This window comes from Rummeliibacillus sp. G93 (genome assembly GCF_023515935.1).
GTDB lineage: Bacteria > Bacillota > Bacilli > Bacillales_A > Planococcaceae > Rummeliibacillus > Rummeliibacillus stabekisii.
The window spans coordinates 519,325-545,191 of record NZ_CP097314.1; the positions used below are offsets into that span (position 1 = coordinate 519,325).

A 25,867-nucleotide genomic window follows, 5' to 3' on the forward strand; every position below is an offset into this window, starting at 1 on the left:
ATAGAGGAATTATTTCAAGTAAAATAGAAATAATAATAGAACATTATACTTATGGCTGAAAAATAATTTTTATTAGAAAGTGTGTTTTAGGCATTAAGAATTATTGAGAGGAATATAATTAATACCCCCTATAAACCTAGTGATAATAAGGGATTCAGGGGCATGATAAGGAGCCAAAGTGCTTACTATGAAAATACGAGGAGAAACAGTATGAAAGTATTAATAACAGGAGGCTATGGTTTCATTGGTTCGCATGTAGCTGATCGCTTTCATAAAGAAGACCATGAAATATTTATTATTGATGATTTATCATCAGGCAAGAAAGAGAATATCACCTTTAAACACAAAGGATACGTACTTTCTGTTGATGATCCAAAATGTGAAGAAATTTTTAAAGCAGTCCGATTTGATATTGTCATTCACCTAGCTGCTCAAATAAGTGTCGTGAAATCCTTTAATAATCCTTTGTTAGATACAGAATCTAATGTTGTTGGGCTTGTAAATATATTATCACTTTCTCAAAAGTACCATGTGAAGAAGTTTATATTTGCTTCATCTGCAGCTGTATATGGTGTGAACGGTCAATTGCCTTTATCAGAAGAAGAGGAATGTGCACCAATATCACCATATGGAATCAGCAAATGGATTGGTGAAACGTATTGTGAAAAGTGGAACGAAATATATGGGTTTGAAACTGTGTGTTTTCGTTTTTCAAATGTATATGGTCCTCGTCAGAATAGTAAAGGCGAGGGTGGGGTCGTTTCTAAGTTTGTAAACAACACATTAAATAGCGAAGCACTGAAGATTTTCGGAGACGGCGAACAAACGAGAGATTTTATATATGTCGGCGATATTGCGGACGCTATATATAGGTCGACCAATGCTCCTATTAGTGGAGTCTTTAATCTATCCACAAACACAGAAACAAGCATTAATGACTTGGCGCAGATCTTTCAGGATATACACGGAAAAGTGAAAGTAAATATGCTGCCTGAAAAAGAAGGCGATATCCGCCACTCTGTTTTAAATAATAGGAAACTTATGGATGGCATCGATTGGAGTCCACTTTATGATATTAGGTCAGGATTAGAAAAAACCTATCAATGGGCTGCAAGAGATCGGGCGCAAAAAGAAATAGCAGCCACTACTGTAGAAGCAACAGATAAGCCGAAGAATTTTGCGCATGTAATAAAGCCTTTTAAAGCTTATATCGAAAATATTGTAGTTTTCCTTATTATCGCATGGTTTGTGCTGACAAATGATATATCTATTTTTAATACAACAGAAATTGGTGTTTTTTATATTATGATTTTTGGTGCTATGTATGGCATTAAACAATCTATCTTGTCTGTCGGATTATCAATCGGACTATTAACCATGGAGAAACTGTTTGAGGGAAGAGAGTTTATATCATTATTGTATGATACATCATTTTTCTTCCAGATTGCCTTATTTTTATTTATCGGATTAGTTGTTGGCTACTCTGTACAACGTAAAACAAATCGTTTACAAGAGCAGCGACAAAAAATGACTGAGCTGGAACAGCGTTATGAGTTTTTAGAAGGCATCCATACAGAAACTCGAGAGGTTAAGGATGAGCTCCAAATGCGTCTATTGAATAGCGAGGATAGTTTTGGTGAAATTTATTCCATAATAAAAGAACTAGATGAACTGGAGCCGGAAAAGGTATTTTCAAAAGCTGTTCAAGTAGTAAAACAGGTGATGGACGCTGATAATGTATCAATTTATGTCTTTAATCGTAATCAAGCATTTTTAAGATTAGTAGCGAATACAAACTTCTCTCAATCAGCTCAAAAAAATTCGATTAAAGCAACTGAATATAAATATATACAGCATGTATTGCAAACTGGCAGCATCTTTGTAAATAAAGAATTGTTGCCGGATACGCCTATTATGGCAGCACCCATCTATCGCAACAATAGGATTTCTGCTGTGATTACAATCGACTGGATGGAATTTAAACACATGTCACTCTACCATGAAAATTTATTTAAAATCACAACAGAGCTTGCTGGTTCAGCATTAGATAGAGCATTGCGTTATATAGAGGCGACAGAGGCTAACCGATTTATTCCTGAAACGAATGTCTTATATCTAGAAGTATTTAAAAGCATATTAGAAAGCAAGAGGGAACAAAAAGATAAGTACGGTCTGCCGTATGCAGTGCTTGAGGCTTTTGTTGTTCAGCAAGAGATAGGTACTTATTCAAATAAATTATCAAACTTGCTACGAGAAACGGATTACATTGGCATGTTAGACCAGAATCGGGTGGGTGTCATTCTTTCGAATACAAATCGGAATGATGTGGAGTTAATTTTATCGCGTTTTGAGGCAAATCATATTTCTATGCGCTTGTTAGAAGGGGAAATGTAAAAATGCTGTACCTCTATCTTATTTATGTAATAGTCTCTGCTATTATCCTTGCGTTGGCTAAAAGAAATGTAAAGGAATGGCTTTTAGGTATGACGCTTGTGTCCTTTTTACCGTTAATTGGCTGGTTGTTACCTAGCATTTGGCCAAAAAAGTTTATTTCAAATGAAGGTAAATTTTTAGAGGATTATATGAATGAGCAAACGAATGATATAGAAATTGAATTATTAACAAAAGAAGAAAGTGTAAAGCGTGAAAAAGAATTGAATGTGATTCCGATTAAAGAAGCATTGGTTATCAATGATTTTGCTACGAGAAGGAAATTGATGCTCGATGTTTTAAAGAAAGATACCATGCAATATATTGATGTGATCAAAATGGCGGTGCTAAATGAGGACTCGGAAACATCTCACTTTGCTGTAGCTGCTGTCATGGAAGTGAAACGAAAATTATCTCTTTCACTTCAGCGTTTTTCTGTTGAGTTTGAAAAGAATCAGCAAGACACAACGGTTGCTAGATCATATGCGCAGGTTGTGAAAGAGTACATGGCAAGCGGATTTTTAGATGATCAAACGTTAAAGAAGTATAAGTATATTTACATCCAAGCTGTAGGGATATTGATTGAACATGGGCAAGGTGAACCAGAGATTTATGAAGAGAAGATGAGAGTAGAAATGGAATTGCACGAATACCAAGAGGCTGAGAAGACAGGGCTTCAATACTTGGAGGCGTACCCTTTGCAAGAGGAGCCCTACCTGTTTCTGATGGAGTACTATTACAGAACAAAATCTAAAATGAAGATGCAGGAGATTTTAGATGAATTGATGAATTCAACAATCCAATTTTCAAATCGTGCTCTTACCGTCGTGAGATACTGGTCGGGAGGAAATAAGCATGAACTTCAAAAGTAAGGAATTAAGAAAAGTATATATTATTCTATTTCTTTTATTTGCCTGTGGTCTTTTACTCTTGTTTTCTCGTTCACAAACCGTTTTGAAAGCTCAAAAAGCAGATCATCCACAAAGAAATCAATATTTGGCAACGTTGGAGAACCAGCGTAAGACTCCTCAGCTAACAGGAGATAATTATTGTATAGCATATAATTCTTCAAGCGATTATAACAGGAAGCTAAAAGCGAATGCTGAAAAAGCGCTTGAAAATATGAAAAAGCTAACCACAATTTTTGATACGAAGGAACACCGAGTAAAGTTAAAGGATTGTAATACCACAATTCTTGCTACCGAGCATTTAAAAGATCTTGGTTCTGTAGAGACTATCGAAAAATATGTACAGAATGGTGGCTATGTCCTTTTTATGTCAGTCCTTAATCAGGATTCAGCATATCAAATTTTATATCGGAAGTTGGGTATCTCAAGTTTTGGAGATTATGTATCACCAAAAGGTATTCACCTTTTGTCAAATGTATTAATTGGAGAAAAAGGATATAAAGTCGACGATGATTTTATAACAAACGATTCGATTAGTCTGGACCTTGATGATCAAACAGAATTGCTTGCTGAAAGTGTAGATAAAACGCCGCTCCTCTGGAAAAGTAAATATGGCGAAGGAGCGTTTATGGTTTTCAATGGAACCATCATGCAAGAAAAGATAAGTCGTGGTCTATTTACAGGTGCCTTAAGTCTATTAGTTCCTGATTATATTTATCCTGTGTTTAATGAAAAGCTGTTTTATATTGATGATTTTCCCGCACCTATTCCAAAAGGCAGGAATGCTGCTATATCAAAGGAATATCAGCGTGACATCCCATCTTTCTATAATGAAATTTGGTGGCCGAATATGCTGAAAACAGCGAAGAAGTATGGTTTTAAATACACTGGTGGGATTATCGAATCGTACACAGATGTAGTAACACCTCCTTTTGATAGTGTAGAAGATAAAGATAGCCATTACTTAATTGCCTTTGGTAGAGAATTATTAAAAAGCGGCGGAGAATTAGGCTTTCATGGATTTAATCATCAATCGCTTGTTTTAGACCCAAAAGTATCTTCAGTATATGGCTACAAGGTGTGGAAGGATGAAGAGGATATGTCGGATTCCATTCGTGAACTCAGCGCGTATGTAAGCAGGGCATTCCCAAATTACAAGATTACAAGCTATATTCCTCCTTCCAATGTACTGTCTGAAGAAGGAAGACGTGCTTTAAAGGCAGCTTGGCCAGATTTGACTGTCATAAGTTCTGTGTATAGGGAGGATATGACGGGGCTCGGCTATGTCCAAGAGTTTGAGGTTGCAAAAGATGGCATTATTGAAATGCCTCGAATTACATCAGGCTATTTTGAGAGCGGATTTGATCGGTGGTCAATCGCTAATACTGTTACAGAGTTAGGGTACTTTTCTCATTTTGCCCACCCCGATGATGTGATTAGTGAAGATCGCAGCAATAATCTTGGCTGGAAAGAGATGTATGATGAGTTTGATCAATACATGGCAAGAATTAAAGAAACGTATCCGTGGCTGCGTGCTAATACATCAACAGATGCAGCTTATGAAGTAGCCAATACGCTGCAAATGCAAGTAGAATGGAGAAATACGGAAAATAGTTTGGAAGGTCATATTAGCAACTATGCGCCGAACCAGTTTTATATCCTACGAACAGATAAGAAGCTGAATAGATTAGAGCATTGTGAAGCTATAAAGATTGATACACATACGTACTTAATAGAAGCAAAAAAGGCAGATTTCAAAATTGATTTGGGGGAATCCTGATATGCGCATATGCTTGATAGCTGAAGGATCTTATCCATATGTGGCGGGCGGTGTTTCTAGCTGGATTCACAGCCTTATGACAACGATGAAGGAGCATGAATTTATCATTTATGCTATAGGAGCAGAAACAAAACAAAAGGGACAGTATAAATACCAGCTGCCGCCAAATGTATTGGAATTAAAAGAGATATTTTTAGATGAATATTTATATGAGAAAAAGAAATGGGGGAAAAGGTATAATCTTTCGACTGTACAGAAAGAGTCCCTCATCTCGTTAATCAATAATGATGTAAATGTGCCCTGGAACGAGTTATTTGATTTGATACGAAGCAAGAAGTTTTCTAATGTAGGCGAATTTTTATCAAGCAAGGATTATTATGATCTGGTCGAATTTATGGGGAAGAATGAATACACGCAAGCACCTTTCACTGAACTATATTGGACTATCAGCTCTATGTTGCTACCTCTCATATCTATCATCCAGCATGAGGTCCCTAAAGCGGATATCTATCATGCTGTCTCCACAGGATATGCAGGTGTAATAGGGACATTAGCCAAGCATCTATACCAGAAGCCATTGGTCCTGACAGAGCATGGGATCTATTCACGTGAAAGAGAAGAAGAAATTATTAAAGCAGATTGGGTTAAAGGATATTTCAAAGATATTTGGATTAACTACTTTTACACTTTATCAAGCTCTATTTATCATGCTGCAGACCAAGTCGTGACACTCTTCAACCGTAACAGAGAAATCGAAATAGAATTAGGCTGCCCTGATGAAAAAATTCAGCTTATTCCGAATGGTGTTGAGTGGAAGGATTATCAACAGCTAGAAGTAAAATCAGATACTCAACAAATTCGAATTGGAGCAATCGTCAGGGTCGTGCCTATTAAAGATATTAAAACAATGATCCAAAGCTTTGCATTAGTAGAAAAGAAGGTTCCAAATGTTGAGCTCTATATCATGGGCCCTACTGATGAGGACTCTGAGTACTACGAGGAGTGCCTTCAATTGGTAGAAGCTCTCGAAATAAAAAATATTGTTTTTACAGGTTTAGTCAATATCAAAGACTTTTTAGGGCAAATAGACTTTTTCCTATTAACTAGTATCAGTGAAGGCCAACCATTGGCTATTCTTGAAGGGTTAGCCTGTGGGAAACCCTTTGTATGCACAAATGTTGGTGGATGCAAAGAAATGCTGTTTGGCGGATTAGATGATGATTGTGGTCAGGCAGGATTTATTGCATCGGTTATGCATTATGAAGAAATTGCGCATTACATGATTGAACTGTGCAATAAACCTGCATTGCGCAGAGAATTTGGAAAGAATGGATTGGAACGAGTGAAACATTTTTATACCAGATCGGCTTTGATATCAAACTATCGAAAATTATATCAATCGATAGGAGAGGAATAGACATGGCGGGAATTGGTTTTGAACTTCGAAAACTATATAGAGAACAGGGGCTTGTTCAAAATATAAGAGCTTATGTATATTCTTCTGTGACTACGATTGGTCCAATGATTTTGTGCTTAATTTTGATGTTTGCCCAACAAATGATGATGAAGGCGAATGGCAGCAGATACTTAGAGAACGAGCTGTTTATTGCAACGATGGTTTATAGTTTTGTGTTCTCCATTATCATAACATCGGGATTTTCAATGAGCGCTACTAGATATGTTGCCGACATGGTGTACCAAAAGTCATTCAGCAAAATTATTTCAGCTTATTATGGAACACTCATTGTTGTCGTGCCGCTAGCTGGAGTAATTGCTCTACTCTTTCTTTATAGTGTGGAAGAATCGATAGGCTATAAACTAGTTGCTTATTTGTTCTTTATAGAATTAGTGATTATTTGGCTACAAAATGTTTTTTTATCTGCCCTGAAAGACTATAAGAGAATAGTACGAGGCTTTGCGATTGGCGTTGTTATTTCAATATTAATTAGCCTCTTATTGTTCAAAGTGACAACACTACCACCCGCAATTAGTGCTTTAGCTGGTATCGATGTAGGATTCGCAGTAATAGTGGGAATGATTATGTTTCACTTTGAACGTGTTTTTCCAAGAGATCATTCAAAAGATTACTTTGCCTTTTTAACGTATATCCGGAAGTATCCATCTATTTTTTTTAGTGGTCTGTTCGTGTATTCTGGCGTTTATATTCATAATTTTGTTTATTGGATATTCTCTGATCGTCATTTTATAGTGGCCGGCCGGTTTGTCTTAATGCCATTTTATGATGTGCCAGTGTTTTACGCGTATATATCTGTATTGTCGTCTCTCGTCTTATTTGTCGTGATGGTAGAAACCAAATTTTATGAAAGGTTTTTAAATTATTACCAAAACGTCGTGAACGGCGGCACATATGAGAGTATGAGCAAAGCAAAGAAGAAGCTTCGGGAAGTATTGATGCAACAGCTGACCTTCCTCGTAGAAGTCCAAGTGCTATTTACGGTTTTATCTATCGCTTTAGGTATTCTGTATTTGCCTAAGATTGGATTTACCATGGAACAACTGGATTTGTTCCTTATATTGTGTTTGGGATATGTCTTCTTTATCATTCTGTTTGTTATCTTGCATTTGCTCATGTATTTTGATGATCGAAAGGGAGTTTTATTTATTAGTGGCTTATTTATACTAGTGAACGTTCTTTTAACGTTTGGCACTATGAAGATAAATTTTGACGGAGCAGGCATGTTTTTTGCGTCATTCTTCGTTTTATTCATTGCCATTTATCGATTGCTTTATATTATTAAAAACTTAGATTACTATACCTTCTGTTCTCAGCCAGCTATTACGATGAGCAAGAAGAAGCAGGCTTTATCGCGTCCCTTAAAGTCTCTTTCTCTTTTCGTTCTTTCTATTAGTGCGGCAATGTTGCTAACAGCCTGTTCCCAAGAGAACCAGGCAGATAATAAGAAACAACAAGTGAAGAATGAGATAGAGGTCGAATCTGCGAAAAATAACGATAAGTTAGAAGATGATAAGCGTTTGTATGAAAAAGATCAAGATCACTCCATTAAAAATATGTATATTACCGTGTTGCCAGACAAATCTAAAGGGTTAGATTGGTATAAACTCAATCGAAATACCAATCGCCAGAACAAAGACAAATTGGATATTATTTTTGCCGAAGGCAATGGTGGTGATAAAGGGGAATTTAGTGTAAATGAGGATGAACCTAATGCCAAAATAAGCCTTCGGGGGAACTCTTCACGAGAGGCTGCGCAGAAATCATATAAAATCAAATTGTTTGATAGTGCAGGTCTTTGGCAGCAACAACGCACAATTAATTTAAATAAACATATTGATGATCCTAGTCGTTTACGAAATAAATTGAGTTTTGACTTGATGGAAAAAATTCCACATATGACAAGCCTCCGTACGCAGTTTGTCCATTTGTATGTAAAGGATTTGACTGATGGAAACAAAAAGAAATATGAGGATTATGGCCTCTATACACAAATTGAGCAGCCGAATAAAAGGTTTCTTCGTACACATTTACTAGATCCGAATGGTTATTTATATAAGGTAACTTTCTTTGAATTTAATCGGTATCCTGATGAAATCAAAGTGAAAACAGATCCGAAATATGATAAACAAAAATTTGAATCCATTTTAGAGGTTAAAGGAAAAGATGACCCCGAAAAGTTGATTTCTATGTTGGATGATGTGAATAACGATAATATGCCAATAGAGGATGTTATTGAAAAACACTTTGATGTGGATAATTTGCTTACTTGGACCGCAATGAATATTCTCATGGACAATATGGATACGGATGCCAATAACTTCTTTCTTTATTCACCATTGAATTCTGATAAATGGTTTATCTTGCCGTGGGACTATGATGGCGGTTGGGAATTACAGCGAAGTGTTAATAGTATCCGACCTTACCAAGCAGGGATCAGTAACTATTGGGGAAATGTATTGTTAAATCGTTATTTTCGTTCAGAAAAAAATGTTCAAAGATTAACGGATAAAATTGAAGAGTTATCAAACCTAATCAATAAACGTACAGTGACTGCTCAAATGAATCAATATAAAGATCTAGTAAAACCATTTGTCTTTAGCAGTCCAGATAAAAATTATTTGCCTATTGAAAATAAGCTTTATGAGAATGACTTAGACTTAATAAGAAATACACCGGATAGAGCTAAGAAAAGATATTATGCGGATATACAAAAACCTAAGCCTTTTTATACGGATGATGTAGAACAAAACGGTAAAAAATTGATCTTCACATGGGATGTTTCCTTTGATTTACAGGGCGATGATGTATTTTATACATTTACGGTTGCTAAAGATCCTTCTATGAAAAATATAGTTGCTACTAAGAGAGATATACGCACTAATAGAGTGGAATTAGACTATTTGGCTAAAGGTCATTATTTCTGGAAGGTATCAGTGAGGGATAGCAAGAACCATCAGCAAAACTCTTTTGATTTGTATACAGATGAAGAAGGAACAAATTATTACGGAATAAGAGATTTTGAGGTAGATTAATATGGATATTGCACAAAAGGTTTTTAGACACGAATTCAAATATTATCTCAACGCTTTGGAGTATGTTGCATTACAAAAGAAGATTGCTAGTTTCTTACCGCTTGATTCCCATTCATTTGATGAAGAGGGGTATCTCATCTCAAGTTTATACTTTGATGGTATACATCAGCATTCACTGTATGACAAAAACAACGGCGTCCTCAATCGAGAGAAATATCGCATTCGTATTTATAACGGGAGCGATCAAAAGATTACGCTAGAGAGAAAAAGTAAGAATGGAGATTTTATATGTAAGGAAAATGCACCTCTTTCTAAGCAAGAGTATGAGGCCATTTTAAATGGGCATCCGGAGGTCTTGGCAGATAAAGAAGATGTATTGCTCAAGGACTTCTATGCCGCTTTAATGTATCGAAATTTCCAGCCAGTCGTTATTGTGAGTTATACACGAGAACCATATGTGTATGAGCCTGGTAACGTAAGGATTACATTCGATAAAAAATTAAATGCTGCAGTCAATACCATTGATTTGTTCGATGAACATATGATTTCTCAGGAAGTATTATTGCCGGAACAAGTCATCATGGAAGTGAAATTTGACCATTTTTTACCTGATAGCATTCGTCAGTTATTACAACCTGAGAGAATGCTGCGTTCTGCTATTTCTAAATATGTGCTATGCAGAGAAGCAACATTTCAAAACTTTAAATAGAAACTTGAGGGAAATTATATGAATGATACAATGGGTTTTCAAGATTTTTTTAAGAAAAGCATCCTTCATCTCGAATCTTTCGAGACGGTATCCTATATTGATATAGTACTAGGGTTAGCTTGTTCTTTTGGCATCGGGATGTTTATCTACTGGATTTATAAAAAATATTTCCGCGGTGTTGTCTATAGCTATAACTATAATGTTTCATTCGTTCTAATGACAATGATTACCACTTTAATCATTATGACCATCAGCTCAAATATTATCCTGTCACTGGGGATGGTAGGGGCTTTGAGTATTGTCCGTTTTAGAACAGCAGTTAAAGATCCATTAGATATAGCATATATGTTTTGGGCGATCGCAGCTGGTATTGCGACCGGGGCTAAGATGTATCCATTATCTATTATTGGTTCTCTTGCATTTGGTCTGGTCATTGCATGGTTGTCTAAGAAGAAAGCAAAACATGAAGTGTACTTGCTGATCATACGGCATACAGATGAAGCAACTGACGAGCTACGTGTATTATTGCGAAAACTAAATACAAAGCTAAAATCCAAAAGCATACGTAACGGATTTACAGAGGTAACAGTGGAGATTAATTTAGTTGATGACAACACAGCTTTTCTGAGAGAAATTGACCAAATGAATGGTGTGCAGTCTTGCTCCTTAGTCAACTACACAGGCGACTACGCACAATAATGCATAAATTATATACAAACACAGCCTTATATGGAGGCTGTGTTTTTTACGGGTGTGAGCTTTTTTAGTAACCATTAATGGTATTATAGCGGTAGGAATATTTGTAGAAAGGAGGAAACCGATATAATTAATAATATTCGATTTTTATGGCGCAGTAACACAATAAGTAGATGTCTTTCTTGTTTGATCATTGCTTGCCTAAGTCTCTTTATCTGGTGTATAGATGCCAGTGCAGAGACAACCACTTCTCGTATTTTTTATGTAGATAATAATGGGAATGACGAGAATAGCGGAACCATCCATGAGCCTTGGAAAACAATACAAAAAGCCGCAGACAATACTGCACCTGGAGATCTTGTATATGTTAGGGGAGGTATTTATCCTGAGTTGGTCTCTATTAAAAATTCCGGCACAGCGGAAGATGGATATATTACGTTCAAGGCATATCCAGGAGAAACGCCAGTAATGAATATGAATGACCAGGTGATAAAGAAAGGGAATTCAGCTTTCTTTACGATAAATGCAAATTACATTGTAATTGACGGATTTGAAATGAAGAACTTAATCACAAACGGTCCTGAATATTACCCGAACGGTATCCTAGTTATGAATCAGAGCCATCACATACGTCTCCTTCAAAATGATATTCATCATATTGAAAATCATTCGAAAAAAGGAAATGCACATGGGATATTGATTTACGGAAATGCCTCAGATCCTATTTCGGATATCACAATCAAGGACAACAATATCCACCATTTAATTCTGGGTAATAGTGAAGCATTAACACTGAACGGTAATGTAGAAAAGTTTACTATATCAGATAATGTAGTACATGATAATAATAATATTGGCATTGATATAGCGGGGTTTTATGGGACATGTACTGGGTGCATAGACCAAGCAAGAAATGGAACGATTAAAAACAATCGTGTCTATCTGAACAGTTCTAAAAAGAACCCATCCTACGCTGGGCACTATGCTGCAGGCGGTATTTATGTAGACGGAGGAAAAGCGGTTAAGATATTAAATAATATCGTATATAAAAATGATTTTGGGATAGAGCTTGCAAGCGAAAGAAAAGGGAAAACAACAAGTTCAGTAACGGTGAAGAATAATAATATCTTTAATAATAACGGGGCAGGTCTTCTATTAGGAGGGGCATATACCTCAAATGGTGGAGCAAGCAAAAATATCATTACAAATAATGCATTCTCTTTAAATGATATTAAGCATCAAGGCTATGGTGAGATTACTTTTCAAAAATATGCCAAAAAGAATCAGATTATAGACAATAAATTTTATATAAAAAAGAAATCGACGTCTATTGATCCCGCTCCGAAAAAAAATCCTGAAAACACTTTTAAAAATAACAAAACCTATTTTGAATTCTCCATTTTTCCAACCTATGAATATTTATCTCTATCTTTCTAGGATGCTTTAAATTTAATGTAATCAGGAACAATACATTCTAGCGTGAAAAAGCCAAACAAAGCAGAAGTTACTTTCTAATTGTTTGGCTTTTCATTTTGTTACTTTTCTCTTGAAAATTGTATTTGAAAAGCAGCCTTTCCATCTATTAGTAGATATAGCGGGACAAAAATTGGATAAAGACCAACGATTCAAAAAAGTAGTATAATAAAGTAGCTAAATACTTACTCAATATGATATAGTTCCTTTTTAGAACCATGGATTTCTTATATAGCAACGCTGGTAAGTTGCGATACATAGTTTTCTTTGAAAGGATTCAATTGTTTAAAAGAAGGAGAGAATATTGTTGAACAAGATAATTTTTGATGTAGATACAGGTATAGATGATGCAATGGCGATGGCATATGCAGTCAAAGCAAGCGAACTAGAGGTGCTTGCCTTTACGACTTGTTTTGGTAATGTGCCAGTGGAGGATGCAACCCGCAATACACTAACTGTACTAGAAAAGTTAGGAAAGCAGATACCGGTTTATCAAGGAGCGGCAGAGACCTTCGCACGTGGTGAGAAAACGCATTGGGCAAGGCATGTCCATGGTGAGGATGGATTAGGTAATAAAAGATCTGATGATATTTTGAATTTCCAGGCGGAAAGCCAATATGCACCTGATTTCATCATTGAACAGGTGAAAAAACACCCACATGAGATTACGATTATTGCTGTTGGACCGCTGACGAACATTGCGCTTGCTATCCAAAAAGATCCAGAAATTGTTTCGCTCGTGAAAGAAGTGGTCATCATGGGTGGTGCAGTAAGAGTACCAGGAAATACGACTCCATTTGCAGAAGCGAATATTCATGCGGATCCGGAAGCAGCAGAATTTGTTTTTGCTTCTGGTATTGAAGTGGTTCTTGTTGGGCTAGATGTAACCATGCAGACATTATTGCCAATTTCCAAGTTGCAAGAATGGCGTGAAACAGGAAAAGAGAGCGCTGCATTTTTGGCAGACATTACAGAGTTTTATATTGATTTTTATGAATCTACATATCCTGGCATTGGCGGCTGCGCGCTTCATGATCCACTAGCTGTAGGCGTTGTGATTGACCCAAGCTTTGTTAAAATGGAGTCTATCGAAGTAGGTGTCATAACAGAAGGGGAAGAAGTCGGCAGAACCTTCGAGCAGTCAAATGGCGGACCAAAAATTCGCGTATGTACAGAAGTAGATGCAGATAGATTTGTAGAGCATTTTGTTAATCATACTGTATAACGATTTGAAAAAGGGGACCCTACACAGGTGTCCTCTTTTTCTGTCCTGTCTTCTCGACATTTGAGCAGTGCAACGTGTGAGAGTAGATGTCGTCCTATGCCTAGGAGGTGGATTTCTAGTGAAGTGGAAGAACAACTTGAAGAAGAAACAGGTTTTTATCTTTTGCCTGTTGCTTTTTTTATGTTTAGTTTCCATGGTTTTTGTAACGAATAACTATGGTGTATATGACCGACCAATTGCTAAAGTAGCCCATATGGAAGTCACGCATTCAGAAGCTGAGATAGATATGAATGGAAATAAAGATCGCCTGTACACGCAGAAGCTGATTGGTGAATTAAAAAATGGCAAACAAAAAGGAAAGAAAATCGAGTTAACGAATTCATACACGAAATCGAAGGCCTACGATCAAGCCTATAAAACGGGTGATGAGTTATTTATCACTATTGATAAGTCAAAAGGGAAGACCTTGAAGGGTACTATCCAAGATGTAAAACGCGATAAATATATGATGGCAGGTTTTTGGGCGTTTCTCTTTGTTTTATACGGGATTGGGAAAAAACAGGGGCTATTCGCTGTCTTTAGCTTAGCTGTCAATATTGCTTTACTGGCAGGAGCTCTTGAAATATATGTACGAACTGGACAAAATCTATTACTTCTTTCGGGTTTATTGGTAATTCTCTTTACAGTTCTGTCGCTTTTGGTTATTAATGGGCCGAACCAAAAAACATATGCAGCCATTTTGACAACGTTGTTAGGGACCTTTGCTTCTATTGGCATTACACTGCTTGTCATGCGGCTGACTTCAGAAAACGGCCTTCGCTATGAAGAGATGCAGTTTTTGACACGACCCTATAAGACCGTGTTCATTGCAGGACTATTTATTGGAGCGCTTGGCGCCGTCATGGATGTTGCGATTACCATCACTTCTTCTATTTTTGAGTTGTGGGAGAAGAACCACGACATAACGATTCAGGCATTGAAAAAGTCTGGACTCGAAATTGGCAGAGATATCATGGGTACCATGACGAGCATTTTGTTTTTTGCATATATTAGCGGTTCTATTCCCATGTTGATTCTCTATTTAAAAAATGCACTTCCGCTAGGATACACGTTGTCCGTTAATCTTTCTTTAGAATTAACACGGGCTTTGGCGGGCGGCATAGGTATTGTGCTGGCGATTCCGATTGGCTTATATATTTCAATTTTTTTCATAAAGAGAAAGAGGGCTAATATATGAATACGATTGTAGTATTGGCAGCAATTTTACTTATTTTAATGATTCTTGTTGGAGGGGCAAAAGGGGCAAAATCCTTCATCGCGTTATTTTTGAATTTTATCGTCATTCTATTTACTGTTATCTTAATGTTAAATTCGCATAATAATCCGGTGGTTTTGACCTTGATTGCATGTATTGGCGTTAGTGCAATCAATCTCTTTTATATTAATGGCATTAACAGCAAAACAGTGATTGCCTTCGTATCGACACTTATCACAATAAGTATTCTTCTTTTGCTTATTTATCTATTCGCCAAAAAAGCGATGATCCAAGGTTTCAGCGAAGAAGAAGAGGAGGGTATCAGTATATTTTCAGTGCATATAGGAATAGATTTTGTGAAAGTAGCTGTATCATTAATCATTATCAGTACGATTGGCGCCATTACCGATGTGGCAATCGCCATTTCTTCGCCGATAAGGGAAGTATTTCATCATCATCCGAAAATAAGCCGCCAGGAGCTTTTCAACTCAGGGATGGTCATTGGCAGAGATATATTGGGCTCTGATACGAATACACTTTTCTTCGCTTTCATTGGTGGCTACATGGCATTGCTACTATGGTTCCGTGATCTATCATATTCCTTTGGGGAAATCATTAATTCGAAAGTCTTCGGAGCGGAAATGCTGACGATTTTCTGTGGAGGTATCGGCATTGCGCTCATTATTCCGATAGCGGCAGGTCTTAATGCATGGTATATCACAAAATATGTACAAGGCGAAGATACAAAACAATACGAATAGAAAAACTGTAATAAGCCTATCATTTCTAATGGAGATGAAGGCTTTTTCTTTATTGTTGGTGGATGACTAGGTTTCGCGTTTCAGTGCTATGCTTTGAAGGGTAGTAATGTACAAAGTGGTTAATTGGCTTCAGTTATTTTTGCGGAAGAATTCACTGCCAATTAACTGAAAAATTTATTTTTGTCTGTGACGAATTAAAGTCCTAAACACCTACTGTTTTCCATATAATAAACCGAATCATCACTCTCACCTGCCGCCGTACAAAAATCTTTAGAAAGAAGGGGAAAAGTTATATAATCAAGAAACACATTGGTGTAGCAGTGGAGGTGATTCTATTTGCAGCAAAAAATATTGCCGGCCATGTCGACGATGAAGGATTTTGAGAAGTTTTTAGCATCGCCATTTGAAATAGGGGTATTTCTGGAGGTCCACATCTCTCAGTTGAAGAATATCCATAAAATGGCTAAAGAACATAATAAAAAAATGTTTTATCATATGGATTTAGTTCATGGACTAAAAAATGATGATTTTGGGACAACATATGTGTGCCAGGAATATAAACCATATGGACTGATTTCTACCAAATCAACCGTGATTACCACAGCCAAAAAAAATGGCGTAATCGCCGTGCAGAGAATTTTTTTAATTGACAGCCATGCGCTGGAGAAAAGCTATAAACTCATCGAGAAGATAGAACCCGATTTTATAGAAGTAATGCCTGGGGCCATGCCACATATGATACGTGAGGTAAAAGACAGGTTGAACATTCCAATCTTTGCAGGTGGGCTAATCCGTACAGTGGAAGACGCAGAAAAAGCGCTTAATGCAGGGGCTTCTGCGATTACCACATCAGAGAAAGAAATATGGAAGCGCTTTTCCTAGAAGTTTGAAATGTAAAAATACTTGTTGACAGCGCTTTCTTTTACGATTAATATGTATTGTAAGTTAATAATCGTGAAGGAGATTGGGAGATCACAGGCAGTAGTAGCTCTTTTTGAGAAGCTATCTATGTCTATGGTCTCCCTTTTTCTTTTACACAAATTCATTCAAATAAAGGGGAGCGGTTAGTATGACACCATTTTGGGGTGAAATGTTAGGTACTATGATTTTGATTGTATTTGGTGCAGGGGTTTGCGCCGGTGCTAATCTAAACAAATCTTTCGCAAAAAACGGAGGATGGGTTGTCATTTCGTTGGCCTGGGGGCTTGCGGTGACAATGGGTGTATTTGCAGTCGGCAGTATAAGCGGCGCGCATTTAAACCCTGCTGTAACCATTGGCTTAGCGATGAACGGTGATTTTCCTTGGGCAGATGTACCAAAATATATTCTGGGTCAAATGATTGGAGCTATTTTAGGATCAGTGTTAATCTATCTTCATTATCTTCCACATTGGAAAGCAACAGATGATCCTGCCGCTAAATTAGGTGTATTTGCTACTGGACCAGCAATACCACATACATTTTCAAATCTTTTAAGCGAAATGATTGGTACATTTATTCTGGTGTTAGGCTTAGACTTTATTGGGGCAAACAAATTCTCAGAAGGGCTAAATCCATTAGCTGTAGGTTCCTTGATTGTCGTAATTGGGATGTCGCTTGGCGGAACTACAGGTTATGCGATCAATCCTGCCCGTGATCTCGGTCCTCGTATTGCTCATGCCATCTTACCGATTGCTGGTAAAGGCGGATCTAACTGGGGATATGCTTGGATTCCGGTTGTTGGGCCAATACTAGGTGGTTCACTCGGTGCACTTTTCTTTAAAGCAGCATTTAAAGGAGAGCTAACTGGTTTATTCTGGATCGTACTAATCGTGGTTATCGTGTTGCTTGTTCTATGCTATATCTTTGGCGAGAAAGGGAAAATTGCACACGATCCCAAATCAGCTAAAATAAATGAATAAAAATATATAATGTTATCAGAGTTACTTAAGTCAATTACATCATACAATTTTAATAAACGAACGTTCTTTATCTATATTGTGTAGCAGAAGACGGCGACTCCGCGGGCACGCAAGAACGAAGTGATGAGAAGATATCCTACGGAAAGTGCGTCTGAAGCGGAACGGTTATCGGCAGTAAATCACTGAAAGTGTTAGGAAATTATTTTACCTATTTAAAATATGCATTGAGGGGGACATATCATGGAAAAGTACATTTTATCCTTGGATCAAGGAACTACTAGCTCTCGGGCTATTCTTTTTAATCATAAAGGAGAAATCGTTCATACAGCTCAAAAGGAATTTACACAATACTTCCCGCAACCAGGCTGGGTTGAGCATGACGCAAGCCAAATTTGGGGCTCTATCTTAGCGGTGATCGCATCTTGTTTATCCGAAGCAAACGTTAAACCAGAGCAAATCGCGGGTATCGGCATTACCAACCAACGCGAAACAACCGTTGTCTGGGATAAAGAGACAGGCAAACCGATTTACAATGCGATTGTTTGGCAATCACGGCAAACTAGCGGTATTTGCGAGGAATTAAAAGCTGCAGGACATAATGACCTATTTCGTGAGAAAACGGGTCTTCTGATTGATGCTTATTTCTCTGGTACGAAAGTAAAATGGATTCTTGATAATGTGGAAGGCGCACGTGAAAAAGCAGAAGCTGGAAAACTCTTATTCGGAACCATTGATACTTGGTTGATTTGGAAACTATCTGGCGGCAAAGCGCATGTAACAGATTACACGAATGCTTCTCGCACATTGATGTTCAACATCTATGACTTGGAATGGGATGAAGAGCTTCTTTCTATTCTGGATGTGCCAAAACAAATGCTTCCCGAAGTGCGTCCATCATCTGAAGTATATGCGAATACGGTAGATTACCACTTCTTTGGGCAAGAGATTCCGATTGCTGGTGCTGCAGGCGACCAACAGGCAGCGCTATTCGGCCAGGCATGCTTTGAACCAGGCATGGCGAAAAACACATATGGCACAGGCTGCTTTATGCTTATGAATACAGGTGAAAAACCTGTACCTTCTAAACATGGTCTTTTAACAACCATCGCCTGGGGATTGAATGGAAAAGTGGAATATGCATTAGAGGGAAGTATATTTGTTGCAGGTTCTGCAATCCAATGGTTACGTGATGGACTACGAATGTTCAGAGATGCCGCTGACAGTGAAGAATACGCTACAAGTGTAGAATCTACTGATGGCGTTTATGTGGTACCTGCTTTTGTAGGTCTTGGTACTCCATATTGGGACAGCGATGTGCGAGGTGCAGTGTTCGGCCTAACTCGCGGAACATCCAAGGAGCATTTTGTACGCGCTACACTTGAATCACTTGCTTACCAAACGAAAGATGTTCTTTCATCTATGGAATCAGATTCAGGCATCGAGCTTAAAACATTGCGTGTAGACGGCGGTGCAGTGAAGAATAATTTCTTAATGGAATTCCAAAGCGATATACTAAATGTGCCGGTAGAACGTCCACGCATTAATGAGACAACAGCTTTAGGCGCTGCATATTTAGCAGGTCTTGCTGTTGGTTTCTGGGACAATGAGGATGAGATTGCCCAACAATGGGCGATTGACCGGGCATTCGAGCCTACCATGGAAGAAGTAAGAAGAAATGACCTATACAATGGCTGGAAAAAAGCGATTCATGCAACAATGGCTTTTAAATAGTAACCACTTTTTAATGACAGCACATGTAGAAAATGATATAATAGAACCAAGTTAATAACAGGTTGGAGATTTGGAGAGGCCAAAGAAACATTTATTTATAAATGTTTTCTTTGGCCTCTTTTTATTTTATTCTCAGGAGGGTTTACTGTGGAATTTTCAAATAAAAATCGGCAAGAAATCAAGAAAGCAATGACAGATGTACAACATGATGTCCTCGTAATCGGTGGTGGAATTACAGGTGCCGGGATTGCGTTAGATGCATCAACACGTGGCATGAAAATAGCGCTAGTGGAAATGCAAGATTTTGCGGCAGGCACATCTAGCCGTTCAACTAAGTTAGTACATGGCGGTTTGCGCTATTTAAAACAACTGCAAGTCGGAGTAGTTGCAGAAGTAGGGAAAGAAAGAGCGATTGTTTATGAAAATGGCCCACATGTGACAACCCCTGAATGGATGTTGTTGCCATTCCATAAAGGGGGAACATTCGGCAGATATAGTACCTCTCTAGGTTTGAAAGTCTATGACTTTTTAGCAGGCGTAAAAAGATCTGAACGTAGAAAAATGCTATCAAAAGATGAAACGATCGAACGTGCACCACTTGTAAAAAAAGAAGACCTCATTGGCGGTGGCTACTATGTAGAATACCGGACAGACGATGCACGTTTAACAATGGAAACGATGAAAGAAGCTGTGAAATTCGGCGCATTGGCATTGAATTATGCACGTGTAGAAGAGCTCTTATATGAAAACGGAAAAATTATCGGTGTGACCGTGCGTGACCTTTTAACAGATGAAACATTTAACATCACAGCGAAAAAAATCGTCAATGCAGCAGGGCCATGGGTAGATGATATTCGTGAAAAAGACCATTCAAAAAAAGGCAAAGTCCTGCAATTATCGAAAGGTGTTCACCTTGTGTTCGACCAATCAAAATTCCCATTGAAACAAGCTGTATATTTCGACACGCCAGACGGACGTATGGTGTTCGCGATTCCGCGTGAAGGAAAAACGTATGTGGGCACAACAGATACTTTCTATAATAAAGAAAAGGCAACACCACGCATGACAACAGAAGATAGAAACTATATCATCAAAGCGATAAACTATATGTTCCCGACTGTTGGCATAAAAGATGATGATGTTGAATCTAGCTGGGCTGGCGTTCGTCCACTGATTTATCAAGAAGGAAAAAATGCGTCTGAGATATCCCGAAAAGATGAAATTTGGGAATCTCAATCTGGCCTAATCACCATTGCAGGCGGTAAATTGACAGGCTATCGTAAAATGGCTGAAAATGTAGTCGATCTTGTGGCTAAGAAATTTGCTGCAGAAGAAAATCGTCAATTCCCAGGCACAAAAACAAAACATCTTCCATTATCAGGCGGACATGTTGGCGGTTCAAAAGGTTTCCAAACCTTTATGGCCAATCAGCTTAAAAATGGTATCGATGTAGGATTAACTGAAAAAGAATCAAACGATATAGTACGTAAATATGGTTCAAATGCGGAAATTTTATTTGAAATTGCCCGTACGAAAAAAGAGGAAGCAAAAGATTGTGGCTTGCCTCTTGGCCTATTCTCTATGCTTGTATATGCAATCGAGCACGAAATGGCTGTAACACCGCTCGACTTTTTCCTAAGACGAACAGGTTTCCTTCTATTCTCAATAGACACTGTGAGACAAACAAAAGAAAGAGTTATTCATTATATGCAAACAGTCTTTGGTTGGTCTGAAGAAGAGAAAGCACGTCTTGAGGAAGAGCTAGAACGCGAATTGAATTTTGCAGTGATTCCAGCAGATTTACAAAAATAATAATCACATTGAAACTATGAAAGTCTCCATCTAAAAAGATGGAGACTTTTTTGTTGGATGAAATACTGTCAAAAATCTATCACACCTTTTCTATTTACACTTTATAAATGGTGTAAATACTAACAAATTGACCTATCTTAGTCAAGATACATCTCAATCTAATGCGTGTCGAATTCTAGCGGAATTTTGGTTACGGAATATATTTCCAAAATTTTGAATAAAAGCTATGATTCATATGACTATGTTTTTAGGAGGGGAAATGTTGAAATCATTTTATCAGAAACTCGCTGTTCTAGGTGTCAGTACTGGCCTTATGGCTTCTACTATCATGCCAACTTGGACAGCGGCAGTAAGCAAGCCATTTAGTAGTACAAATCTTTCTAAGTTCGAGGCGAAGGGAATCCACTCAGGAGATACCGAAAAGCAAAACCCATTGAGCAAGGATACACTCGTTATTAAATTTGATAAGCCTCTGACAGCAACAGAGCACAAACTTGCAGGTGGCACAGTCGTAAAGCAGTTTTCGAACCTGCACTATGCCGTAGTAAAAGTGAAGGACAAGAAAAACCTGTATAAAGTGATTCAAAAATATCAAAAACTTCAGAAGGTCCAGTCTATCGGCCCAAGTGTTAACTATCAGACAATGGGGAATACCGACCCGAAAGCTGCAGAGCAGTATCATCTCTCTATGTTAAATATCGCCAAAGCCCAGCAGCTAGCGGGTAAAACCAAAGTGACTGTAGCGGTCATTGATACAGGTATTGACACAAAACATCCAGATCTAAAGGGCTTATTTTTGCCTGGCTATAACGCCCTGGACCCAATGCATCAGCCTGCAACAGATAATCATGGAACACATGTGGCCGGGATTATAGCAGCCAATAAAAATAACGGAATTGGTGGATACGGGATAAATCCAAATGTCAAAATCCTGCCGATAGATGTGTTTGAACGTTGGGGTGCCAGTGACTATAGCATAGCTGAAGGGATTTTACATGCAGTTAAAAAGGGCGCAAAGGTAATTAATATGAGTCTTGGTGGGCCAATGCCCTCACCTTTAATCGAAGAAGCGATCAATAAAGCGAATGAAAAAGGCGTGGTCGTCGTGGCGTCTGCGGGCAACTCTGGAGATGATTGGGTGAATTATCCGGCTGGCTATGAAGGCGTCATCAGCGTAGGAGCTGTGGATAGCCGAAAAAAATTAGCGGATTATTCGAGTTACGGAACTTCTGTTGATCTTGTCGCCCCAGGAGATGAAATTTACAGCACTTTTTATGAGGCAGAGAAGAAATCAAGCTTCCAAAAAATGAGCGGTACTTCTATGGCTTCGCCAATGGTAGCAGGTGCCGCTGCTTTATTGCTGTCCAAATATCCAAAATTAACGCCGTCACAAGTCGAGTATATTTTAGAGCAAAGCGCGACAGACTTAGGTCCAGCAGGTTTTGACGAGAAATATGCGACCGGTCTCCTGAATGTTGTAGAAGCGATGAAATTTAACACTAAGAAAGTTCCTACATTTGTAAAGGAAAAGTGGAATCAGCAGGAAATACTTAAAAATGCTCAGAATGTAGAAAGTAATGACAAGATAGAAGTAAATGGTGAGATAACAAAGCCTTTCGAACAAAAATGGATTCAGTTTAAGGTTGAAGAAGGTGAATCGATTCAGGCTGTTCTTGAAGGTGCTGCCCAGTATGATTATAAAATGATGATCCATTTCTATGGGGATAACAAAAAAGAAACAATGGACGTGAATAGCACAGGAGCTGGCAAGCAGGAAGGAAAGCTTGTAAAGGCACCATTTTCAGGAACTGTGGCTATTGGTGTGAAAGATGTAAACGGTAGTTATGACAGCACATCAAAAAAACAATCTCATTATTCATTGTCCGTAGAAAAAACGAAGGAACTCCCTAAGGATGATTCATCTGTAGAAAATATGGTAGCTATAGATGCACTCCCATTTGAATCGAAAGAGGGCTATACATTCATTGGTGAGAAAGGCGATAATGATTACTTTACTTTCAAAGTTGAGGAGAATCAAGCGGTTAAGATTACGACAACTGGAGTGCCAGGTGTGAATCCAAGCATGAGCTTATATCAATTAGACCAACTACTATCGCCTGATGAGGAAACAACAGAAGAAGAAAAAACAAAATTGCTTAAGAACATGCTAGAGGGAAAAGATGAAATTGAACCAATTGCTTATGCCAATAATGGTGGTACAAGTGAAGGTGATAAGCTTACTTATTCAGCTGAGCCGGGAACCTATATCCTTAAAGTCTCCAATAAACCAAGCAATTACTTTGGCCTTTTTGACTTCTTTATGGGTATGGAGATTTCAGAATCCAATACATCCGTTGAACAATCGATTATTCCTTATGGATTAAAAATAGAAACGAAAGTGCTTCCAGAGGATGAGGATAACTATCCGAAAATGGAAGATAAAGAATCTACTGAAGAAACAGAGGGAACTGAAAGCCTACAAACAGATGCGCTTGCCAAACAACGAGCAGCACTTGAGGAGGCAGAAGAACAAGAATCAGAAGATCCACAAACAGAAGATCCTAATGAATATGTTCAGGGGATACTTGATAGCGCAAGACCTTACTCTATGATTGGGGAGACATCCGCTTATTTGCAAAACAACATGGATGAGGATTGGTATGTCATCAAGCCAGAACAAACAGCCATCTTTAAATTTACGTTAGAAAATAAAGATAATGAGATTCCAATGATGGATATATATCAGCTTGATGAGGAGAAAAATGAAAAAGGTGAAAAAATATTAAACTTAAATAACCTTGGTGATAACATTGATTGGGGCAGTAGTTTAATCTCAACCAAGAAGAATTTCTATACAGGTTTTAAAAAAGGCAAGACATATTTAGTGAATATCCAATCGAATTACTTTAATGATTCTAATAGTATTTCGTTTGAACCGTACAAGCTAAGCTCTAAGGTAAGGCTCTCCGGAGTAGAGGATCAATATGAAGACAATGATTCATTTGAGAATGTGAAAAATTTACCTGGAGCATCGTTTAAAGGGAATTTTGCAATGCCATATGATAGGGATATTTTTTATTATCAGGCAAAGAAAACGGAGTTAATCGGTGTTACCATTGATGAGCACACCATTACAGATACCATGAAAGCAACATATGCAAAGGATTTATTAAGCATGTATGCAGGTGTGACAGTTATAATTGAAGACCGAAATAATAATAGAAAAATAGATGAAGAAGAATATAATTATGTACATGTCATTGACAAGGGTATTTGGGGTCATTTATATGGGTCATTTAACGCTAAAAAGGGAAAAAATTATTTCATTATGATGGAACCAATGATGAATGGTAATGTTCCAATGTCTATTGTCCCTTACACATTTACACTTGCTTCAGCACCCACGAAGGATGAAGATGCTGGCTCAGTTGTGAAGAAAAATATTCCGTCTAAGCCACTTAAGCTGAAAGGAACAAAGGTTAAAACGGCCACAGGCTACTTCAATGCAGGTATCACAAAGGGAGATAGCGACTGGTATGAATATAATGTAACGAAAAATACCAAAGGGGTCATCAAGCTATCTGCTGGCCAAGAAATTGATGGTGTCATTTCTGTTTATAAAAATGGAAAACTAGTATTTAAGTCAGATTACTATTCTAGCGGCGATGCAGAAATCACCCCATTTAATCTGAAAAAAGGCAGATATCATATCAAGGTGAATGATGTAAATGGCAATGCTAGCATGAAGCCATATAAACTAAGCATTTCAACTAATAAATAAGAATTAAAAAGTCTTCAATCTCTAAGGAGGTTGAAGACTTTTTATATTATTAGTGAGTTATTTTTAAGCCGAAATTTGAACTTGAAAAGAAGTGGAAATAACTACGCTTTCCGCGGGCGAGCGCCGAGCCTCCTCGCTACGCTGTGGGGTCTCGTCTGTCTCGCTATCCCGCAGGAGTCTACGTTATTTCCACTTCAATCATTTTTAAAATCATTTTTATATCAGGTTTTAATACCCGTTCTTTATATTAGCCTTTTTTACGAAACAGACTAATTAGTGCTAGTAAAAGAGCTACTGCAGATAGTGTAATTGGAAGCCAATTGGAGGAATCGTTTGTGCTTGTTTCAGCTTTTGCTTCCGTTGTTTTGGCTTCGCTTTGAGCATTAGCCTTAGTATGTCCTGCTTCTGCATCGCCTTTGTTAATCGTAGTCACAGAAGCGGGCTCATCTGAATCAGGAGCGCCTGTCCATTTTACTACAGAACCATCTTTATAGGTTTGTAACGCATTCCAGCTCACTTCTCCTGGTTTGCTTGGATTCGCACCAATAAAGGCGAATTCCATAAATTCGTTGGCTTTAATTCCAGCTTTTTTAGCTGTCCAAATAACTGAGCTGACTTGTCCATCCTTATCTTTTTTAAGTTCATAACCCCAATCAGGTATTGGCATAACAGAGACAAGGCTGACCCCTTTAGGAACCTTTAATTCTACTTTAGTTGTGTTGATATCCTTTTCAACAGGTACACGCATTGTATACTTCTCATATGCATTTGTTGTTGATTCCTTTGGTTGTACAGAGACATGAGCATCCGCTGTATAAGTAAATCCCATTAAAATTGATGTAGCTAATATAGGGGTTAACCATTTTTTCTTTGTTTTCATTTTTATCTTCTCCTATT

General features: G+C 37.8%; 17 protein-coding genes. 16 read left to right on the plus strand and 1 reads right to left on the minus strand.

Annotated features, from left to right (window positions below; all coding sequences use genetic code 11):
* Positions 1-210: 210 nt before the first annotated feature.
* The 16 genes from M2M59_RS02550 to M2M59_RS02625 all read left to right on the plus strand — a co-directional run bounded on the left by M2M59_RS02550 (position 211) and on the right by M2M59_RS02625 (position 24,970).
* Positions 211-2,394, plus strand: coding sequence for an NAD-dependent epimerase/dehydratase family protein (locus M2M59_RS02550; protein WP_249775402.1), 2,184 nt, complete (start codon positions 211-213; stop codon positions 2,392-2,394).
* Positions 2,395-2,396: 2 nt separating this feature from the next.
* Positions 2,397-3,302, plus strand: a complete 906-nt coding sequence (locus tag M2M59_RS02555; RefSeq protein WP_249775403.1) for a hypothetical protein — start codon at positions 2,397-2,399, stop codon at positions 3,300-3,302.
* Positions 3,286-5,118, plus strand: coding sequence for a DUF2194 domain-containing protein (locus M2M59_RS02560; protein WP_249775404.1), 1,833 nt, complete (start codon positions 3,286-3,288; stop codon positions 5,116-5,118). Before M2M59_RS02555 ends, M2M59_RS02560 begins: the two co-directional genes overlap by 17 nt.
* A gap of 1 nt (position 5,119) precedes the next feature.
* A complete protein-coding gene (gene pelF, locus M2M59_RS02565) occupies positions 5,120-6,535 on the plus strand; it encodes a GT4 family glycosyltransferase PelF (protein WP_249775405.1) in 1,416 nt (471 codons plus the stop codon).
* Positions 6,536-6,537: 2 nt separating this feature from the next.
* The gene (gene pelG, locus M2M59_RS02570) at positions 6,538-9,627 is read left to right on the plus strand and encodes an exopolysaccharide Pel transporter PelG (protein WP_249775406.1); all 3,090 of its coding nucleotides are present in this window, start codon (positions 6,538-6,540) and stop codon (positions 9,625-9,627) included.
* 1 nt (position 9,628) lies between these two features.
* The gene (locus M2M59_RS02575) at positions 9,629-10,336 is read left to right on the plus strand and encodes a polyphosphate polymerase domain-containing protein (protein ID WP_249775409.1); all 708 of its coding nucleotides are present in this window, start codon (positions 9,629-9,631) and stop codon (positions 10,334-10,336) included.
* Between the two features lie 18 nt (positions 10,337-10,354).
* Entirely contained in the window at positions 10,355-11,035 is a 681-nt protein-coding gene (locus tag M2M59_RS02580; protein ID WP_147195136.1) for a DUF4956 domain-containing protein, read from the plus strand.
* Positions 11,036-11,218: 183 nt separating this feature from the next.
* On the plus strand, positions 11,219-12,469 hold the full coding sequence (locus M2M59_RS02585) for a right-handed parallel beta-helix repeat-containing protein (RefSeq protein ID WP_249775410.1): 1,251 nt from the start codon (positions 11,219-11,221) through the stop codon (positions 12,467-12,469).
* A gap of 343 nt (positions 12,470-12,812) precedes the next feature.
* Positions 12,813-13,730, plus strand: a complete 918-nt coding sequence (locus M2M59_RS02590; RefSeq protein WP_249775411.1) for a nucleoside hydrolase — start codon at positions 12,813-12,815, stop codon at positions 13,728-13,730.
* A gap of 118 nt (positions 13,731-13,848) precedes the next feature.
* Positions 13,849-14,967: a YibE/F family protein gene (locus tag M2M59_RS02595; protein ID WP_249775412.1), complete on the plus strand. Its 1,119-nt coding sequence runs from the start codon at positions 13,849-13,851 to the stop codon at positions 14,965-14,967.
* Positions 14,964-15,746 carry a YibE/F family protein gene (locus M2M59_RS02600; protein WP_249775414.1) on the plus strand — a complete coding sequence of 261 codons (783 nt, stop codon included), beginning with the start codon at positions 14,964-14,966 and terminating at the stop codon, positions 15,744-15,746. The genes M2M59_RS02595 and M2M59_RS02600 overlap by 4 nt, the downstream gene beginning before the upstream one ends.
* A 336-nt stretch (positions 15,747-16,082) precedes the next feature.
* Entirely contained in the window at positions 16,083-16,628 is a 546-nt protein-coding gene (locus M2M59_RS02605) for a glycerol-3-phosphate responsive antiterminator (RefSeq protein WP_280524617.1), read from the plus strand.
* Positions 16,629-16,815: 187 nt separating this feature from the next.
* A complete protein-coding gene (locus tag M2M59_RS02610; RefSeq protein WP_147195130.1) occupies positions 16,816-17,646 on the plus strand; it encodes an MIP/aquaporin family protein in 831 nt (276 codons plus the stop codon).
* 240 nt (positions 17,647-17,886) lie between these two features.
* Positions 17,887-19,377 carry a glycerol kinase GlpK gene (gene glpK / locus M2M59_RS02615; RefSeq protein ID WP_249775416.1) on the plus strand — a complete coding sequence of 497 codons (1,491 nt, stop codon included), beginning with the start codon at positions 17,887-17,889 and terminating at the stop codon, positions 19,375-19,377.
* A gap of 147 nt (positions 19,378-19,524) precedes the next feature.
* Positions 19,525-21,189, plus strand: a complete 1,665-nt coding sequence (locus M2M59_RS02620; protein WP_249775417.1) for a glycerol-3-phosphate dehydrogenase/oxidase — start codon at positions 19,525-19,527, stop codon at positions 21,187-21,189.
* A gap of 259 nt (positions 21,190-21,448) precedes the next feature.
* Positions 21,449-24,970 (plus strand): S8 family peptidase, encoded by a 3,522-nt coding sequence (locus M2M59_RS02625; protein ID WP_371923800.1) that lies wholly within the window; start codon positions 21,449-21,451, stop codon positions 24,968-24,970.
* A gap of 247 nt (positions 24,971-25,217) precedes the next feature.
* On the opposite strand, the gene M2M59_RS02630 is transcribed toward M2M59_RS02625, so the two are convergent.
* The gene (locus M2M59_RS02630) at positions 25,218-25,850 is read right to left on the minus strand and encodes a YcnI family copper-binding membrane protein (RefSeq protein WP_249775419.1); all 633 of its coding nucleotides are present in this window, start codon (positions 25,848-25,850) and stop codon (positions 25,218-25,220) included.
* Positions 25,851-25,867 lie beyond the last annotated feature (17 nt).

What these genes read in the sequence shown, in the direction of transcription:
- M2M59_RS02610 (WP_147195130.1), top strand. Translation starts at nt 16,816, where the DNA reads ATGACACCATTTTGGGGTGAAATGTTAGGTACTATGATTTTGATTGTA.
- M2M59_RS02580 (WP_147195136.1), top strand. Translation starts at nt 10,355, where the DNA reads ATGAATGATACAATGGGTTTTCAAGATTTTTTTAAGAAAAGCATCCTT.
- M2M59_RS02560 (WP_249775404.1), top strand. Translation starts at nt 3,286, where the DNA reads ATGAACTTCAAAAGTAAGGAATTAAGAAAAGTATATATTATTCTATTT.
- glpK (WP_249775416.1), top strand. Translation starts at nt 17,887, where the DNA reads ATGGAAAAGTACATTTTATCCTTGGATCAAGGAACTACTAGCTCTCGG.
- pelG (WP_249775406.1), top strand. Translation starts at nt 6,538, where the DNA reads ATGGCGGGAATTGGTTTTGAACTTCGAAAACTATATAGAGAACAGGGG.
- pelF (WP_249775405.1), top strand. Translation starts at nt 5,120, where the DNA reads ATGCGCATATGCTTGATAGCTGAAGGATCTTATCCATATGTGGCGGGC.
- M2M59_RS02630 (WP_249775419.1), bottom strand. Translation starts at nt 25,850, where the DNA reads ATGAAAACAAAGAAAAAATGGTTAACCCCTATATTAGCTACATCAATT.
- M2M59_RS02600 (WP_249775414.1), top strand. Translation starts at nt 14,964, where the DNA reads ATGAATACGATTGTAGTATTGGCAGCAATTTTACTTATTTTAATGATT.
- M2M59_RS02555 (WP_249775403.1), top strand. Translation starts at nt 2,397, where the DNA reads ATGCTGTACCTCTATCTTATTTATGTAATAGTCTCTGCTATTATCCTT.
- M2M59_RS02575 (WP_249775409.1), top strand. Translation starts at nt 9,629, where the DNA reads ATGGATATTGCACAAAAGGTTTTTAGACACGAATTCAAATATTATCTC.
- M2M59_RS02625 (WP_371923800.1), top strand. Translation starts at nt 21,449, where the DNA reads ATGTTGAAATCATTTTATCAGAAACTCGCTGTTCTAGGTGTCAGTACT.
- M2M59_RS02550 (WP_249775402.1), top strand. Translation starts at nt 211, where the DNA reads ATGAAAGTATTAATAACAGGAGGCTATGGTTTCATTGGTTCGCATGTA.